This window comes from Flavobacterium maritimum (assembly GCF_040049085.1).
Classification (GTDB): Bacteria; Bacteroidota; Bacteroidia; order Flavobacteriales; family Flavobacteriaceae; genus Flavobacterium; species Flavobacterium maritimum.
In genome coordinates this window covers 393,720-410,344 of record NZ_JBDLZY010000004.1, presented here as the reverse complement: position 1 = coordinate 410,344, position 16,625 = coordinate 393,720, and the positions used below count along the sequence as shown (strand labels likewise).

Annotated in this window: 15 protein-coding genes; 6 read left to right on the top strand and 9 right to left on the bottom strand. The window is 33.1% G+C overall.

Features of this window, described 5'->3' with window-relative positions; translation table 11 throughout:
- Window positions 1-32: 32 nt before the first annotated feature.
- From ABEB23_RS11130 to ABEB23_RS11100, 7 genes are all read right to left on the bottom strand, one after another.
- Complete coding sequence (locus ABEB23_RS11130) at window positions 33-983, bottom strand: N-acetylornithine carbamoyltransferase (RefSeq protein WP_348812672.1); 951 nt, start codon at window positions 981-983, stop codon at window positions 33-35.
- A 71-nt stretch (window positions 984-1,054) separates the two neighbouring features.
- Window positions 1,055-1,825 (bottom strand): glutamate 5-kinase, encoded by a 771-nt coding sequence (gene proB / locus ABEB23_RS11125; RefSeq protein WP_348812671.1) that lies wholly within the window; start codon window positions 1,823-1,825, stop codon window positions 1,055-1,057.
- A complete protein-coding gene (locus tag ABEB23_RS11120) occupies window positions 1,809-3,005 on the bottom strand; it encodes a glutamate-5-semialdehyde dehydrogenase (RefSeq protein ID WP_348812670.1) in 1,197 nt (398 codons plus the stop codon). The genes proB and ABEB23_RS11120 overlap by 17 nt, the downstream gene beginning before the upstream one ends.
- A gap of 109 nt (window positions 3,006-3,114) precedes the next feature.
- Window positions 3,115-4,254: an aspartate aminotransferase family protein gene (locus ABEB23_RS11115; RefSeq protein WP_348812669.1), complete on the bottom strand. Its 1,140-nt coding sequence runs from the start codon at window positions 4,252-4,254 to the stop codon at window positions 3,115-3,117.
- A 79-nt stretch (window positions 4,255-4,333) separates the two neighbouring features.
- Complete coding sequence (gene argC / locus ABEB23_RS11110; RefSeq protein ID WP_348812668.1) at window positions 4,334-5,311, bottom strand: N-acetyl-gamma-glutamyl-phosphate reductase; 978 nt, start codon at window positions 5,309-5,311, stop codon at window positions 4,334-4,336.
- Window positions 5,304-6,503 (bottom strand): argininosuccinate synthase, encoded by a 1,200-nt coding sequence (locus tag ABEB23_RS11105; RefSeq protein ID WP_348812667.1) that lies wholly within the window; start codon window positions 6,501-6,503, stop codon window positions 5,304-5,306. The genes argC and ABEB23_RS11105 overlap by 8 nt, the downstream gene beginning before the upstream one ends.
- 65 nt (window positions 6,504-6,568) lie before the next feature.
- The gene (locus ABEB23_RS11100; RefSeq protein ID WP_348812666.1) at window positions 6,569-7,186 is read right to left on the bottom strand and encodes a GNAT family N-acetyltransferase; all 618 of its coding nucleotides are present in this window, start codon (window positions 7,184-7,186) and stop codon (window positions 6,569-6,571) included.
- A 789-nt stretch (window positions 7,187-7,975) separates the two neighbouring features.
- Here ABEB23_RS11100 and ABEB23_RS11095 point away from each other — a divergent pair.
- On the top strand, window positions 7,976-8,398 hold the full coding sequence (locus ABEB23_RS11095; protein ID WP_348812665.1) for a DUF8479 domain-containing protein: 423 nt from the start codon (window positions 7,976-7,978) through the stop codon (window positions 8,396-8,398).
- Between the two features lie 126 nt (window positions 8,399-8,524).
- Here ABEB23_RS11095 and ABEB23_RS11090 read toward each other — a convergent pair whose 3' ends face one another.
- Entirely contained in the window at window positions 8,525-9,709 is a 1,185-nt protein-coding gene (locus tag ABEB23_RS11090) for a hypothetical protein (protein ID WP_348812664.1), read from the bottom strand.
- Between the two features lie 117 nt (window positions 9,710-9,826).
- The gene (fahA, locus tag ABEB23_RS11085) at window positions 9,827-11,110 is read right to left on the bottom strand and encodes a fumarylacetoacetase (protein ID WP_348812663.1); all 1,284 of its coding nucleotides are present in this window, start codon (window positions 11,108-11,110) and stop codon (window positions 9,827-9,829) included.
- 108 nt (window positions 11,111-11,218) lie between these two features.
- Here fahA and glyA point away from each other — a divergent pair, with 108 nt between their 5' ends.
- The 5 genes from glyA to ABEB23_RS11060 all read left to right on the top strand — a co-directional run bounded on the left by glyA (window position 11,219) and on the right by ABEB23_RS11060 (window position 16,385).
- Window positions 11,219-12,493: a serine hydroxymethyltransferase gene (gene glyA / locus ABEB23_RS11080; protein WP_348812662.1), complete on the top strand. Its 1,275-nt coding sequence runs from the start codon at window positions 11,219-11,221 to the stop codon at window positions 12,491-12,493.
- Window positions 12,494-12,636: 143 nt separating this feature from the next.
- Entirely contained in the window at window positions 12,637-13,230 is a 594-nt protein-coding gene (locus ABEB23_RS11075; RefSeq protein ID WP_348812661.1) for a MiaE family protein, read from the top strand.
- Between the two features lie 103 nt (window positions 13,231-13,333).
- Window positions 13,334-13,831 carry a GNAT family N-acetyltransferase gene (locus ABEB23_RS11070; RefSeq protein WP_348812660.1) on the top strand — a complete coding sequence of 166 codons (498 nt, stop codon included), beginning with the start codon at window positions 13,334-13,336 and terminating at the stop codon, window positions 13,829-13,831.
- A gap of 123 nt (window positions 13,832-13,954) precedes the next feature.
- Window positions 13,955-15,646 carry a sensor histidine kinase gene (locus ABEB23_RS11065; RefSeq protein WP_348812659.1) on the top strand — a complete coding sequence of 564 codons (1,692 nt, stop codon included), beginning with the start codon at window positions 13,955-13,957 and terminating at the stop codon, window positions 15,644-15,646.
- Window positions 15,639-16,385 (top strand): LytR/AlgR family response regulator transcription factor, encoded by a 747-nt coding sequence (locus ABEB23_RS11060; protein ID WP_348812658.1) that lies wholly within the window; start codon window positions 15,639-15,641, stop codon window positions 16,383-16,385. The genes ABEB23_RS11065 and ABEB23_RS11060 overlap by 8 nt, the downstream gene beginning before the upstream one ends.
- The last annotated feature ends 240 nt before the right edge of the window (window positions 16,386-16,625 follow it).

The following is a 16,625-nucleotide window of genomic DNA, read 5'->3' as shown; positions in this document are numbered from 1 at the left end:
GTTCTTGAAGTTTTATTTCCTCAGGATCTTAACTACTTAGCCGCTTTTTTTAATATTTTTTGCAAAACCAATTGTGCTGAATAGGTTCTGTTATTCGCTTGTTCTATCACAATAGAATTTTCGCTGTCAATTACTTCATCTGTAACAATTACATTACGTCTAACTGGTAAACAATGCATGAATTTGGCATTATTGGTCAACTTCATTTTATCGGCTGTTACTGTCCAATTTGGATCGGAATTGGTGATTTTTCCGTATTCCTTGTAATTACTCCAGTTTTTGGCATAGATAAAATCTGCATTTTCAAAAGCCTTGTCCTGATTGTACTCGATTTTAGAATCTTTGGTAATTTCAGGATTTAATTCGTAACCTTCAGGATGTGTAATCACAAAATCAGCATCTTGTAACTGCATCATTTCCACAAATGAATTGGCTACAGCCTGAGGTAATGCTTTAGGATGCGGAGCCCAAGTCAAAACCACTTTTGGCCTGTGTTTGGTTTTGTGTTCCTCCATAGTAATTGCATCGGCCAGTGATTGTAATGGATGACCTGTAGCGCTCTCCATATTAACGACAGGTACTGTGGCATATTTCAAGAAGCCTGTAAGTACAGTTTCTGCATTGTCTTTTTCTTTATCCGTTAGTCCGGCAAAAGCTCTGATAGCAATGATATCACAATATTGTGAAACTACTTTCGCCGCTTCTTTGATGTGTTCTGAAGCACCCGAATCCATAATTGCTCCATCTTCAAATTCAAGTGTCCAGCCTTCATTGGTAAAATTCATTACCATAACGTTCATTCCTAAATTTAAAGCCGCTTTTTGGGTACTCAAACGGGTTCTCAAACTCGGATTAAAAAACAACATTCCCAGAGTCTTATTTTTACCCAGATTCTGGTTTTTAAGCGGATTTTTTTTGATTTTTAATGCTTGTTTCACCCATTTGGAGAGCGAATCAATATTTTTTATGGAAGTATAATTCATTGGTTTATTTTTTTAATCAGTTATTTGTTTAATCGATTAACCGAATTAACGATTAATCAAATTAACATTTTTTAAATAATCTTTGTAAAAGATATTTCGTTCTTTAATGCTTTTAATATAAAGTTGTCTTCCAGACCATTGACAATCCAAGTTTCGATATTCGCTGCTTTGGCTATGGCTGCTGAATCAATTTTAGATTGCATACCACCAGTACCGTGTGAGGATTTAGAATCGCCAATTTCATTCTGTAGCGATTGCAAATCGTTTACTACAGTAATCGTTTCGGGAACTTCATCATGGATGGAGGCTTTGGTATAAATTCCGTTTGTGTTCGTAGCAATGATCAGAATGTCAACATTTAATAAAACAGCTGTTAAAGCCGCTAATTTATCATTATCCCCAAACTTGATCTCGTCAGTTGCAACCGTATCATTTTCATTGATAATAGGAATGTAGCTGTTTTTGACCAATACATTTATCGTGTTTACAATATTTACTTTAGTCTGCTTTTTTTCGAAATCAGAATAAGAAAGCAAACATTGCGACGTATGTAAACCCAAATCGCTGAAGTTTTCGTGAAAAATCCGCATCAAGTGAGGTTGACCGATAGAAGCTAAGGCTTGTTTAACAAAAATTTCGTTATCTGGTGCTTCCAGTTTTACAAATTGTTTTGCTGCTGCAATAGCGCCCGAACTTACGATTACAAATTCATAATCGTCTTTCAAAGCAGCTATTTGCATACCAATATCTTCAATCTTTCCTCTCGAAATATGATTGGTTTCTTTGGTTAATGTATTGCTGCCAATTTTTAATAAAATTCTTTTCTTACCTGATTTGTCCATTTCCGTAAATATACCATTTATTAGTAACTAAATGTTGCAATCCTATTGGTCCGCGTTGGTGTAGTTTGTCAGTACTGATCGCTAGTTCACCGCCCAAACCAAATTGCCCTCCATCTGTAAATCGGGTAGAAGCGTTTTGATAAACAGCCGCTGTATCCACATTTTCCATAAATTCCTGGGCCAATGCATCATTCTTTGTTATTATGGAAGCCGAATGTCCTCCACAATATTTATTTATTTTATCAATCGCTTCCTGATCAGAATTGATTGTACCGATAACTATTTTATAATCCAAAAACTCTTCATACCAAACCAAATCTGACTCAATCTGAGGAACATTTGCCACTTTAGAAATGGTTTGGTCTCCCAAAACTGTTACGTTTCTGCTTTGTAATTCCTGAATAACTTTCTTTGCGAATACTTCCCAATTCTCAAGATTAGTATCAATTAAAACTTTATCTAAAGCATTACAAACAGATATGTTTGAGGTCTTTCCGTTGATGATAATAGCAAGAGCCTGATCTAAATCGGCTTCGGCATTAATATACACAAAATTATTTCCCCTTCCACTAACAATGACTGGGCAAGTAGCATGCTTTTTCACAAAGTTGATTAGATTTTCACCTCCTCTTGGTACTATTAAATCTACCCTTTGCGTTGGCTTTTCTAAAAATGCCTGAGTTTCGTCTCTATTGTAATTCAAGTATTCTACCCATTCTGTAGCAACATTATTTTCTTTCAGGGCTTGATGCCATAATTCTACTATCTTTAAGTTGGATTGCAAGGATTCTTTTCCACCTTTCAATAGGATTTTATTTCCCGATTTAAAGGCAATTCCACCAGCTTCAACCGTTACATCCGGTCTCGATTCGTAAATAATCAGAATAGTACCAAAAGCAGCTGTTTTATTGTAGATTTTTAAACCATTATCATGTGTGAAATCAAATCGGACCTGACCTACAGGATCCTCCTGAACAAACAATTGTTGCAAAGAAAGAATCATTCCGTCAATCTTGCCATCATCAACTAATAGCCTTTTTTCCATAGCCAAATCATCTCCAGAATAATTATTCAAATCCTGTTGATTGACAGTTTTGATATTCTCTCTTTCCTGTTCAAGCAGTTCAGCCATTCGTTTCAAAACGGCATTTCTTTTTTCTATTGGTAGTAAATGACTCATTGGTTTTTGGTTACAAAAGCAAAAAATAAAACTTAACCATTTAAGTATGCAAGTCTATTTTAAGATAATTGGTTAGTTTATAGGTTTAAAAATAATAACATTTAAATTACTAGGCTTTCAATTCTGCTAAACTTTCTTTTAAAGCAATAATAAAGGTATCAATGTCTTTTTTCTTGATTGTCAATGGCGGAAGAATTCTTAACAAATTTTTATTATTAGCACTTCCTGTAAAAATCAGCTTCTCAACAATCAGTTTTTTGCGTAAAGCACCTACTTCAAAATCAAATTCTACACCTAGCATTAATCCCTTTCCTTTCACTTTGATAATTTCAGGAATTTGTTGGATCGCTTCTAGGAAATAGGCATAAACGTCATTGACATTGTCTATTAGTTTTTGATTCTCAATCACATCCAAAACAGCAATTCCAGCAGCACAGGCAAGATGACTTCCTCCAAAGGTAGTCCCCAGTAATCCATGGCTGGCAGTGAATTTTGGTGAAATTATAATACCTCCAATTGGGAAACCGTTCCCCATTCCTTTAGCAAGACAAATAATATCTGGTTTGATGTTATGGTGTTGAAAGGCAAAAAACTTCCCGCTTCTTCCGTAACCTGATTGTACTTCATCTAAAATTAAAACTACATCGTATTGTTTACAAAGTTTCTCTAATCCTTGGAAAAATTCGGTTGTTCCTTCGTCTAATCCTCCAACACCTTGAATTCCTTCGATAATTACTGAACAAACGTCCCCTTTTTTCAATTCTGTTTCCACCAAATCAATGTTGTTTAAAGGCAAAAAAGTAACGACTTGTTGCGCATTGATTGGAGCAACAATTTTTTTGTTATCAGTCACTGCAACCGCTGCAGATGTTCTTCCATGAAAGGAGTTGTCAAAAGCAATTACTCTTGATTTTCCGTTGTGGAAAGAAGCCAGTTTCAAAGCATTTTCATTGGCTTCAGCCCCAGAACTGCACAAGAATAAGCTGTACTCTTCGCATCCTGACAATTTGCCTAATTTTTCAGCCAATTCGACTTGCAATGGATTCTGAATCGCATTCGAATAAAACCCAATGTTATCCAATTGATTTTTTAATTTGGCTACATAATCTGGTTGGGTGTGGCCAATGGAAATTACACCATGACCGCTATATAAGTCTAAATATTCTACACCATCTTTGTCAATAATTGTACAATCAACAGCTTTTACTGGAGTAATATCATATAAAGGGTAAACGTCAAATAAGTTCATTTTTTTTTATTGTTTAATCGGTTAGTCGTTGATTTGGTTAATCGATTAAACAAATAACCGATTAACCGAATCAACTTTTTTAAAATCCACTTGGTTTCAAATGCAATCCTGTGGTTTCTTCCAATCCAAACATCAAATTCATGTTTTGAATGGCTTGTCCTGAGGCGCCTTTGGTTAAATTATCAATAACAGAAGTGATCAAAAGCCGGTTTCCTTTTTTTAATAAACTAATGATGCATTTATTCGTTTGTACAACCTGTTTCATGTTGATAGCGGTGGTAGTAACAGTTACGAATGGTTGATCTTTATAAAAAGCCTCATATTTCGCAACCACATCTTCTAAACTTTCCTCGATAGTCGTGTATAATGTTGCGAAAATTCCTCTGGCAAAATCACCTCTATTAGGTACAAAAATCAATTCGTCTGTATAACTCGCTTGCAATTGATTAACACTTTGGTTTATTTCGCCCAAATGCTGATGATCAAACGCTTTATAATGCGACATATTATTGGATCTCCAACTGAAATGTGTGGTTTCTGAAGGTGTTACTCCGGCTCCGGTACTTCCGGTTGTAGCATTAATATGAACATCAGTCGTAAGCATTTCATTTTTAGCTAACGGCAATAAAGCCAATTGAATTGCTGTTGCAAAACAACCTGGATTTGCAATAAACTGCGCATTCTTGATACTTGCTTTATTTAATTCCGGTAAGCCGTAAATGAACGATTTCCCGTCAAAAACCTTATCTTTTAGCAATCTGAAATCATTTCCTAAATCAATAATTTTAGTATGGCTGGCAAATTGATTATTTTCTAAAAATGCTTTTGATTTACCGTGACCTAAACACAAGAAAACAACGTTTACATTTGGATTGACTGTATCAGTAAAATTCATTTCAATGTCACCAAGCAAATCATGGTGTGCTATTGAAAGTGGTTTTCCCGCATTGGTGGTACTAAACACAAAATCAATATTTGCATTTGGATGAAACATCAATATTCTGATGAGTTCGCCTGCTGTATAACCAGAACCTCCAATTATTCCAATATTAATCATGGCTCAGTTTGTTTACGGATGAAAATATGTTTTGGGCATTTCCAAGAATCTTAATAAATCCTTTAGCATCATCAGATGTCCAAGCGTTGTTCATTTCTCCATACTGACCAAAACCGGTATTCATCAAATCGTTTTCAGATTCTATTCCGTCAAGCGAAAAATGATATGGTTTCAAAGATACGATCACAGTACCATTAACTGTTTTCTGAGTATCTTCAAGGAAAGTTTCAATATTTCTCATTACAGGATCCAAAAATTGACCTTCATGAAATAACATTCCGTACCAGTTTCCTAATTGTTCTTTCCAGTATTGTTGCCATTTTCCAAGAGTATGTTTCTCTAATAAATGGTGTGCTTTGATAATAATCAATGGCGCAGCAGCTTCAAAACCAACTCTTCCTTTAATTCCAATGATCGTATCACCCACATGGATATCTCTACCAATAGCGTAAGCATTAGCCAATTTTTCAAGAATAACAATGTTTTTTGGAGGAGTATTCATGATGTCATTAACGCCAACCAATTCTCCTTTTTCAAATTGTAAAGTCACTTTTTCTTCACCCTCTTTTTGCAATTGAGAAGGGTAGGCCTCACTTGGCAGCGCTTGGTTAGAAGTTAATGTTTCTTTACCTCCAACGCTAGTTCCCCAAAGTCCTTTATTGATTGAGTATTGCGCTTTTTCCCAAGAATAATGCACGCCATTTTTTGATAAGTAATCCACTTCTTCCTGTCTTGATAATTTCAAATCTCTGATAGGAGTAATGATTTCAATTTCCGGAGCAATAGTTTGGAAAATCAAATCAAAACGAATTTGGTCATTTCCAGCTCCTGTACTTCCGTGTGCAATTGCACTTGCACCAACAGATTTTGCATATTTAATAGCTTCAATAGCTTGAAAAACACGTTCTGCGCTTACCGATAATGGGTAAGTATTGTTTTTTAATACATTTCCATAAATCAAATATTTGATGGCTTTATCATAATATTTGTCAACGATAGTCAGATTAGCATGTTTTGCACTTCCCAATTCGTAAGCTCTTTCTTCAATCGCATTTAGTTCTTCATCATCAAATCCACCTGTATTGATTAATACTGTATGAACTTCATATCCTTTTTCGTTTTTTAAATATTTTAGACAGTATGATGTGTCTAATCCTCCACTATACGCTAATACTACTTTTTTACTTCCCATTTTATATTGTTTTTTGGAGCTTCAAAAACTCCGATTTTATAATTATATTTTTAACTTTTGGTTGTTTACTTTTTCAAGAAAAGTGCTTGTTTGATTTCTTTTAGACGATTCCAAATCCTAACGTTGAAAGGGTGTTTTGGTGGATCTTTTGGTTTTTCTTTCGGGTCATACAACATCCCTGTACACAAACACATTTTATAATCTTTGCTTTTCAAGATCTCAAAGTTGGTACACGTCTGACAGCCTTTCCAAAAACTAGGATCGTTTGTGAGTTCCGAAAAAGGAACCGGTTTGTACCCCAAATCAGAATTGATTTTCATAACTGCCAAGCCAGTTGTGATTCCAAACACTTTTGCATCGGGATATTTTTGTAATGAATAGTCAAAGACAAACGATTTTATTTTTTTGGCAAGTCCCAAATTTCTATAATCCGGATGTACAATTAAACCAGAGTGTGCCACAAACTGACCGTGCTGCCAACTTTCGATATAGCAAAAACCAGCAAATTTCCCATCGTTAAGAGCGATAACAGCATCTCCTTTCTCCATCTTTTTTTGGATGTATTCCGGCGTTCTTTTGGCAATTCCAGTACCTCTCAACAGGGCAGATGATTCTATGGTATCGCATATTTCCTGCGCATACTTATAATGTTCTTCCTGAGTTACTACAATAGAAATATTCATTTCAAGAGTTGAATTTTAAGTTAAAAAATAGAATAGAAATGAGTTTTAAAAAACCAAACACAAATTGACAAGCATAACTCATTGAACCACAAACGAATGTTAGTAAAAGTAAGCTGTTAATATAAGTATTTTTAGGATATGAAAATCCAATATAAAATTGAGGTATTTTCAAAACGGTAAAATGAAAAATGAATAAAAAAATAAAACACTCTATTGGATACTATAGGAATAGTGTCCGTACTTCGGGAGAAGTCGAAAGTGTGTTTATCCGTGATAAAGAAGTTATATGTAAACTAGTTTTATTCATCGACCGCAAAAGTACAACTATTTTTGAAACGAAATACTAATTTTTTTGTAAAAGTCAATTTTTTAACAAATCAGGTTGTTTTTGTAATAAAAAAGAAATTACATCCCTGAAATACTCTTTTCTCATCTTATTTTTTCTTTTTCAAGAAGGAGGTCAATAGAAATTAGAAAATAAATATTCAAAATCATTTACTTCGTCAGTTCGTTAAAGCACGGGTGGCGGACATACACAACAGTATTTAAGAAGCGAGAAATTATGACTTTTTAAAACCAATAAAGCATAATAAATAAAAGGTCATTTTAAGATTTATTACTATATTAGATATATTTGAAGAAGTGAATTAGCATTTTACTAAAACAATCCGATAATAGACTTAATTAATCAGTTAAGGTTTAGGTAACAGATAGTCTATTGCTCACTCAGGCAGAAGCGAATACTAGGACTTGTAAATCAATATAAATCACCCATTTAAAATTTAAAAAATGGAAAGAAAAAAGAAACTACTCATTCGAAAAATAGTCCAAATCATCATTGTTGTGATTTTGATTAGTATCGCTCAACATTATTTTATTAAGGATAAGTCAGCTGAAATAATTACTTCATTGGTGACTAAATACAATACAGCCTGCCCAATAATGATTAGTAATGATATTCGCATGGAGAGTGTAAATTCGCTTCCAAATAATATAGTTCAATACGATTTTACATTAGTACACATTCAAAAAGAAAGTATTGATGTCAAAGCCTTGAAAACGGAAGTGGAAAAAGAAATAATGGCGATTTCTAAAACGAATCCAAGTCTTGAACTTTTTAGAGATAATAATTCCACTGTGATTTACAACTACAAAGATAGAAACCAAAAAAAACTTTTTAACATCACATTGACCCCAGAAATGTATCAATAGCCAGTTGATCAAAACAGATTATTTAATATAGTTTATGGGTATGCGTAGGTTTAAATCTTTTTGTTTGATACAAAAAAAGCAACTCCAATCGGGTTGCTTTTTTGATTATAATAAACATCAAATACTTTATTTTCTGAACTGATTCTTATTCAATATATCCTTCAATTTAGCTTTTAAATCTTCTCCGGTATCGTAAACCATTTGCTCACTGCTAGGAAACGGAACTGCTTTTTTATCAAAATAAGAATAGTAATTATCGTCAGATGCGCGTTTGTCTCCTTTATAAGTAGCGTAAACATTTTCAAAAACAAACTCACTGGCAATAGGGAAGGTTTGTATCAATTGATTAGTTTTATAGTTGATGTAATCCACTTTTGCAGTAATCTGACAGGCTTTAAATTGTCTGAATTCATAAATTTGAACAGTTGCATTTCTAAGATTGTCAACCATTACCACTTTTCCTTTTTCGTCCACAACTTCTTTACCGTTGGCATCAATCAGCTTCTTCTGACCATCTTTAATTTGACGCTCTTTTATGAACTCTTTTTCTTTAACCTGTTCCGGTGAAATATTTATTTGTCTAAAATTAATCAGCATCGTGTAATCGTAATCAATTCCTTTTTGTTTTGAATTGTGGTAAACGGTCCATTTGTCGTTCAATCCATAGGTACTAAAATCCATTAAATCGTTTTGCAAGGCTACAGGAATAATCATATTGGTTTCGTTTTTGGTATAAACCGTAACGTAATCAGATCCTTTGAATTTCGCTTCATCCATCAATTTGGAAACATCCTTGTAATTTGGATTTATCTCATTTAAATAAACTAAATCATCATATGCCGCACGAAAATTCAATTTATTTGAAGTTTTCATTAACCCCTTAGCATTCGTATACAAATAATTAGACAAGGCTGTTTTAGATGCAATAATTTCGTCATTATAATTATCAAATGGAAATATTGCATTTCTCCCTTCTTTTAATAATTTCAAAGGAAGAACTGGCTTGATTCTTTCCTGACGGTCATTTAATTGCAAATAAGTAGTGTATATTTTTTCCAATTGCGCTGGACTAGCTTCTTTAACCAAAAGATTTATAGTATTCAAATCACGATCTTTGGCTTTTGCAAAAGCCTCTTCAAGTAAATAAACGTAATCCTGTTTGCCTTTTTTATCTTTATTGGAACGCAAGTTTGAAAGAGCTGTATTGATCGCTTCATCATAATTTCCCGAACTCAATTGGTTTTGTGTCTGCTTTACGCCACAGGATGAGATCAAGACAAAAAGACTTAATAATAAGGTAATTTTTTTCATATGCTTAGTGTAGGTAGTGGTATTTGGGTTTTTATTTAATTTTTAAAAAAGTACTATAAAAAAACCTAACACGAATAGAATAAATGTTAGGTTTTCATATAGTTAATCAATAGAATATTATTTTCTTACAAAAGGAGGTAACAATTTACTGGAAACTTCACCGAAACCAATTCGTAATTGTCCGTTTTGACAAAAACCTTTCATAATAACAGTGTCGTCATCATTTATAAATTTACGTTCCGTTCCATCTGCCATTTTAATTGGATTTTTTCCGCCCCAAGTTAATTCCAGCATAGAACCGAAACTATCTTCAGTTGGACCGGAAATAGTACCGGATCCCATCATATCACCTGAATTTACACGACAACCATTAGATGTATGGTGTGCCAATTGTTGGTTCATAGTCCAATATAAATATTTAAAATTGGTTTTAGAAACGACAGTAGGTTCTGAATTTTCAGGCTGAATAGCTACTTCTAAATTAATATCATAAGAATGTTTCCCTTTTTGTTGCAAATAAGGAAAAGGTGTTGGCACTTGTTTAGGTCCTTTGGTTCTGAATGGCTCCAAAGCATCCATCGTTACAATCCAAGGTGAAATTGAAGAAGCAAAGTTTTTTGCCAAAAAGGGACCAAGTGGAACATATTCCCATTTTTGAATATCCCGCGCACTCCAATCATTTAGTAGTACCATTCCAAAAATATAATCTTCTACTTCACTTATAGGAATGTTTTCACCCATAATATTAGCATCAGTTGTAATGAAAGCTGTTTCAAGCTCAAAATCTACTGATCTGGAAGGACCAAAAACAGGAGTAGTTTCTCCATTTGGCAAAGTTTGTCCCATAGGTCTGTGTACAGGAATTCCTGAAGGAATAATGGTAGAACTTCTTCCATGGTACCCTACCGGAATGTGAAGCCAGTTCGGTAATAAAGCATTTGCCGGATCACGGAACATTTTACCCACATTAGTAGCATGTTCTTTACTGGAATAGAAATCGGTATAATCACCTATTAAAACAGGAAGTTGCATTTCAACATCTTCTATATTGAAAATAACAATATCACGATGTTTCATAGAATCACGTAATTTTGGATTCTTTTCATCAAAGATATCTGCTATTCGGTTGCGCACCAATCTCCATGTTTTTTTTCCATCAGAAATAAAATCATTTAAGGTGTCCTGCATGAACATATCATCAGTCAATTCAATACCTTCAAAATAATTTAGTTGCTGTAAAGCTCCTAAATCGATGGCATAATCACCAATTCTAGTCCCTACAGTTACTATGTTTTCTTTCGTAAGAAAAACACCAAAAGGAATATTTTGGATTGGGAAATCGCTTTTGTCAGAAACTTCTAACCATGACTTCCTATTAGTATTGTTGGCTGTTATCGGCATTTGAATGTTAATTATTTTGTTAAAAAATACTCATCAAATATATTATAATCTAACTGTTTACCAAACGTTTTTTTGTATTTTTGCATCAAATTAACGAAAATCAAAGAAATGCAACGCGACGAACAAATTTTTGACCTTATTCTAGAAGAACAAGAAAGACAAATACACGGATTGGAACTTATTGCCTCAGAGAACTTTGTAAGTGACGAAGTAATGGAAGCTGCCGGATCTGTTTTAACCAATAAATACGCTGAGGGATATCCTGGCAAAAGATACTACGGAGGTTGTGAAGTAGTTGACGTTATTGAACAAATTGCTATTGACAGAGCTAAAGAATTGTTTGGTGCTGCTTACGCAAATGTGCAACCACACTCTGGTTCACAAGCTAATACAGCTGTTTACCACGCTTGTCTTAAACCAGGTGATAAAATCTTAGGTTTCGATTTATCACACGGAGGTCACTTGACACACGGTTCACCAGTAAACTTCTCAGGTCGTTTATATAGTCCGGTTTTCTACGGTGTAGACAAAGAAACTGGAAGATTAGATTATGATAAAATTCAAGAAATTGCTACTAAAGAGCAACCAAAATTAATCATCGCTGGAGCTTCGGCTTATTCTCGTGATATGGATTTTGAGCGTTTCAGAGTTATTGCTGATAGCGTAGGAGCAATATTAATGGCTGATATTTCTCATCCTGCTGGTCTTATTGCAAAAGGATTGATGAATGATCCATTACCTCATTGTCATATTGTAACAACAACAACTCACAAAACATTACGTGGGCCTCGTGGTGGTTTGATCATGATGGGTAAAGATTTCGAAAATCCATTTGGTTTAACTACTCCAAAAGGAGAAATCAGAATGATGTCTTCTTTATTGGATTTAGCTGTTTTCCCTGGAAATCAAGGTGGTCCATTAATGCACATCATTGCCGCTAAAGCGGTAGCTTTCGGTGAAGCTTTGAAAGATGAATTTTTCACTTATGCTTTACAATTACAAAAAAATGCTAATGCTATGGCAGATGCTTTTGTAAAAAGAGGGTACCAAATCATCTCTGGCGGAACTGACAATCACATGATGTTGATTGACTTGAGAAACAAAAACATTTCTGGAAAAGATGCTGAAAATGCATTGGTAAAAGCAGAAATCACCGTAAATAAAAACATGGTTCCTTTTGATGACAAATCACCATTTGTAACTTCAGGAATCCGTGTTGGAACTGCAGCTATCACCACTCGTGGATTAGTTGAAGAAGATATGGAAACTATTGTTGCCTTAATCGATAAAGTTTTAGTGGATCACACTAATGAAGATGTTATCGAAGAAGTAGCAGCTGCAGTAAACGAAATGATGAGCGAAAGAGCTATTTTCGTATACTAATTTTTTTAGTTTAAAGGTTTAAGGTTTAAAGTTTAAAGTTTTGTGCTTCGAATAGTATCACAAAATTTTGAACTTTAAACTTTTTTCGTTTTTAACGTGACTTTGAACCTTAAACTATTTTTAAACTTTAAACAAATTTTGTAATGTCAGTATTAAGATTAAAATTACCAACTGATCCGAGATGGGTAAACATTGTAGAAAAAAACATCGAAGAAATTCTTACCGATCATGCCTGGTGTGAGCAAAAGGCGGCTACTAATGCCATTACAATTATCACAAACAATTCCGAACATCAGGATTTGGTTCAGGATTTATTGGCTTTGGCCAAGGAAGAAATCGATCATTTTGAGCAGGTTCACAATATTATCATCAAACGTGGTCTGAAACTGGGTCGCGAACGCAAAGACGATTATGTCAATGAATTGTACTTATACATGAAAAAAAGTGGCGACGGTAGCAGAGTTTCGGGATTAGTAGAACGCTTGTTGTTTTCTGCCATGATCGAAGCCAGAAGTTGTGAACGTTTCAAAGTACTTTCCGAAAACATAAAGGATGAAGAGCTTTCTGCTTTTTACAGAGATTTAATGGAAAGCGAAGCAGGTCATTATACTACTTTTATTACCTATGCCAGAAAATATGGTGTGGGAATAGATGTAGAAAAACGTTGGAGAGAATGGTTGGAATTTGAAGAATCTGTTATTGCAAATTACGGAAAAAGCGAAACGATTCACGGCTAGGTTTAAATTGTTGCAGTTTACAATTTCAGTAGCAGTATTCAGAGAAATACCTCTGATATAGGTTTCTGCTCATCTTATTATCTAAAAATACAATATTCTAAAAATGATTACAATCAAAGAAGCTTCAATAGCTGATATCAAGACCATTCAAGAAATTGCTAATAAAACTTGGCCAATTACATATGGTGAAATTTTGTCGAAAGAGCAATTAGACTATATGATGGATCTGATTTATTCAGAAGAGTCTTTAATCAGTCAAATTCAAAAAAAAACACAATTGTTTTATATTGCTTATGACGAATCTTCAGTTGTTGGATTTATAGCAATCGAGCATCATTATAAGAATGAAGCAGTAACCCGAATTCACAAAATTTATATTTTGCCGGAAACTCAAGGCAAAGGAATTGGTAAATTATTAATTGACGAAGTACAAAAATTAGCAACTGAAAATAATTCGGTATCACTTTCTTTAAACGTGAATCGTTTTAATAAAGCACTGACTTTTTATCAAAAAATAGGTTTTAAAATCGTTGCTGAAGAAAATATTGATATCGGCAATGGCTATTTGATGGAAGACTACCGAATGGAGAAAAAGCTCTAATTTATTATTATTTTGTTTGATTCAAGACCAATATTACCCAATTCAAGAACTCCAGATTTCTTAGCAATAGTGCATTTACATTTGCTTTATAAAAAATGTATTATTCACTAAAAAATCAAAATCATGAAAAATTTCCTTTATTTATTGGTGTTCATTTCTTCGCTATGTTTAGCCCAATCAAAAGAGGTAATTGAGAAGCCTGCAACTAGTGCTTATTTTGTTTTAAACAAAACATCTGTTCGATTTGAAAATAATTTCATTCTTAATAAATATATCTCGCCTAATGAAGGTAGAGGACTTTATAATAATTTAGCACCTTTTACTAATTTATCAGATAGAGAATTTTATTTTACGGTATTAGGAGAAAAAATTAATCTTAAGATAACTGATTTTAAGTCACATATTATAGGACTTATATACCTTGATAGTCTCAAAGCAAATAAAGATTTATATAGAATTGAAAATCTGGAAATTCAGATTTTAAAAAATAATAAAATAATTAAAAATTGGGCTTTAGTTACTCAAACAAAAAGTTATAATGAAAGTAATGTTTTTAACGGGAAAGAGTATTTTGAAAAAGGCTATTTCCCTTACACGGATTCATTAGTTAACGGTGATAAACTTCTGATTTTATTTAGAAAAAAAGGACAGGAAATTTTTTTAAAATTGCACCTTGAGAAGAAAGAAAGTGCTCGAAAACCTTTCATTATAAGCACAATTTCGGAAGATTTAAAAAATCCTAAAAGTTTTGAAAATTTTATTCAAGAATCTATAGACAAATTACATAGAGATAGATTTTTAGATAAATCAAATTTTTATGATGATTGGCCTGAAGATTATGCTCCAAGAATTATAGGAAATACAAACAGACATTTTAAAAACGAAAAGTTTTGTTTGGTTTTTAGAAAGCCTAACGGTAAAAAAAGAACTTATGATAGTTTTGAATACCATACTAGCATAAATTCAAAAACCGGTGAGTGGATAAACTCGAATGGTATCATTTTCTTGGATTTGAAAGAACCTGGAACGCAGTACAAACTTGAAGTCCGTTACAAAGACAATCCACAGCATGTCGCTGTCTATAAATTTTCTACCGAACCAAATTGGTACCAAACATTATGGTTTAAGATTACTGTTGGAATACTTTCTCTCTTGATTTTTTCTGTCATTTATATTTTATGGATGAGGAAAACAACTAAAAGAAAACGATTGGAACAAAAATCAAAAATAAAAATGCTGTATGCTCAACTTAATCCGCATTTTGTATTCAATGCTTTAGGTTCTATTCAGGGTTTACTTAACGATAATCAAATAGAAAAAGCAAATCAATATTTGGTAGGTTTTGGTTCACTTCTTAGAAATACACTTACTTCTAGTGAAAAAGAAACACATAGCCTTGAAGTAGAAATAAAAGGCATCAACAATTACATTGAGTTAGAACAGTTGCGAAATCCTTTTAGGTTTCATTTAACAATAGATGAAAAAATCAATGTTCATGAAGTACAAACGCTTCCTCTTTTGATTCAGCCTTTGATAGAAAATGCCATAAAACACGGAATTTCAAATAAAGAAAACGCTGAAATAACACTTACAATTTCAAAGAAAAGAGATGACTTAATTTATGAATTAGCCGATAACGGAAAAGGATTTGATACATTAGCGGAGCAAAAAGGATTTGGTTTAAAACTGGTAAAAGACAGAATTACTTTATTTAATCAATCTACAAAAAAGATGAAAATTGAAATGAAGATCCAAAGTAATTTATCAGGAACACAAATTACTGTTTATTATAAAAACTGGCTTAAAAATGATTAAAGGTGTCATCATCGACGACGAACCACATAATGTTATCAATCTCCAACGATTGTTGGAAAAATATTGTCCAGAGGTAATTATTGTTGGTTGTTCGACAGAAGCAAATGAAGGAATAGCATTAATTAAAAACAGTCAGCCCGATTTGGTTTTTTTGGATATTCAAATGCCTGAAAAGGATGGCTTTCAGGTTTTGCAAGATCTTAATTCGTATGATTTTGAAGTGATATTTGTGACAGCTTTTAGTCAATATGGAATTCAGGCTATTAAATTTTCTGCTATTGATTATCTTTTGAAACCTATTGATATTGAAGAGTTAAAAAAAGCGGTTAGTAAAACAAGCGATCGATTGAAACATAAAAATCAAAATTTGCAATTGCAAAATTTGCTTCATCATTTAAAAGAAAGTAAAAATAGTTCGGAACACAGAATTGCCATTTCATCGCTAAAAGAAACCCGTTTTGTATATGTGAAAAATATAGTTCGGTGCGAAAGCGAAAATAGCTATACTTTATTTTTTACTGATGAAGGAGAAACCATAATTTCTACGGTACCTCTTTACGAATATGACGAAATGTTAAGTATTTATGGATTCATTCGTTGTCATCAATCGCATTTGGTTAATAAAAAACATGTAAAAAGCCTGCTAAAAGAAGATGGATATACTTTGCTGCTTTATGATCAAATTAGGATTCCTGTTTCACGTAATAAAAAAGATTTGGTGAAAAAATCGTTAGTTTGATTTTAAAGAATTTCTATCTAATATTTGGTTTCGTAATTATTGAAGCTACCAATATCGAATGTATATATTTAAAAGCAAAAAAAACGAAACCGATAAGCCTCGGTTTTTTTTTGCCGTTTTGTTTTGAAACATGGAAAAACAAGCTTATGTTTTTGTTAAATTGCTTATCGTAATATATTGTAATTCAATAAAATGAGTAATTTTAATGTTCCGTTTATGAACTAAAAATTAAACTTAAAA

Coding starts and splice junctions, on each gene's coding strand:
- proB (WP_348812671.1), bottom strand. CDS start 1,825: ATGGACAAATCAGGTAAGAAAAGAATTTTATTAAAAATTGGCAGCAAT.
- ABEB23_RS11130 (WP_348812672.1), bottom strand. CDS start 983: ATGAATTATACTTCCATAAAAAATATTGATTCGCTCTCCAAATGGGTG.
- ABEB23_RS11065 (WP_348812659.1), top strand. CDS start 13,955: ATGAAAAATTTCCTTTATTTATTGGTGTTCATTTCTTCGCTATGTTTA.
- ABEB23_RS11090 (WP_348812664.1), bottom strand. CDS start 9,709: ATGAAAAAAATTACCTTATTATTAAGTCTTTTTGTCTTGATCTCATCC.
- fahA (WP_348812663.1), bottom strand. CDS start 11,110: ATGCCGATAACAGCCAACAATACTAATAGGAAGTCATGGTTAGAAGTT.
- ABEB23_RS11115 (WP_348812669.1), bottom strand. CDS start 4,254: ATGAACTTATTTGACGTTTACCCTTTATATGATATTACTCCAGTAAAA.
- ABEB23_RS11100 (WP_348812666.1), bottom strand. CDS start 7,186: ATGAATATTTCTATTGTAGTAACTCAGGAAGAACATTATAAGTATGCG.
- ABEB23_RS11075 (WP_348812661.1), top strand. CDS start 12,637: ATGTCAGTATTAAGATTAAAATTACCAACTGATCCGAGATGGGTAAAC.
- ABEB23_RS11105 (WP_348812667.1), bottom strand. CDS start 6,503: ATGGGAAGTAAAAAAGTAGTATTAGCGTATAGTGGAGGATTAGACACA.
- glyA (WP_348812662.1), top strand. CDS start 11,219: ATGCAACGCGACGAACAAATTTTTGACCTTATTCTAGAAGAACAAGAA.
- ABEB23_RS11095 (WP_348812665.1), top strand. CDS start 7,976: ATGGAAAGAAAAAAGAAACTACTCATTCGAAAAATAGTCCAAATCATC.
- argC (WP_348812668.1), bottom strand. CDS start 5,311: ATGATTAATATTGGAATAATTGGAGGTTCTGGTTATACAGCAGGCGAA.
- ABEB23_RS11060 (WP_348812658.1), top strand. CDS start 15,639: ATGATTAAAGGTGTCATCATCGACGACGAACCACATAATGTTATCAAT.
- ABEB23_RS11120 (WP_348812670.1), bottom strand. CDS start 3,005: ATGAGTCATTTACTACCAATAGAAAAAAGAAATGCCGTTTTGAAACGA.
- ABEB23_RS11070 (WP_348812660.1), top strand. CDS start 13,334: ATGATTACAATCAAAGAAGCTTCAATAGCTGATATCAAGACCATTCAA.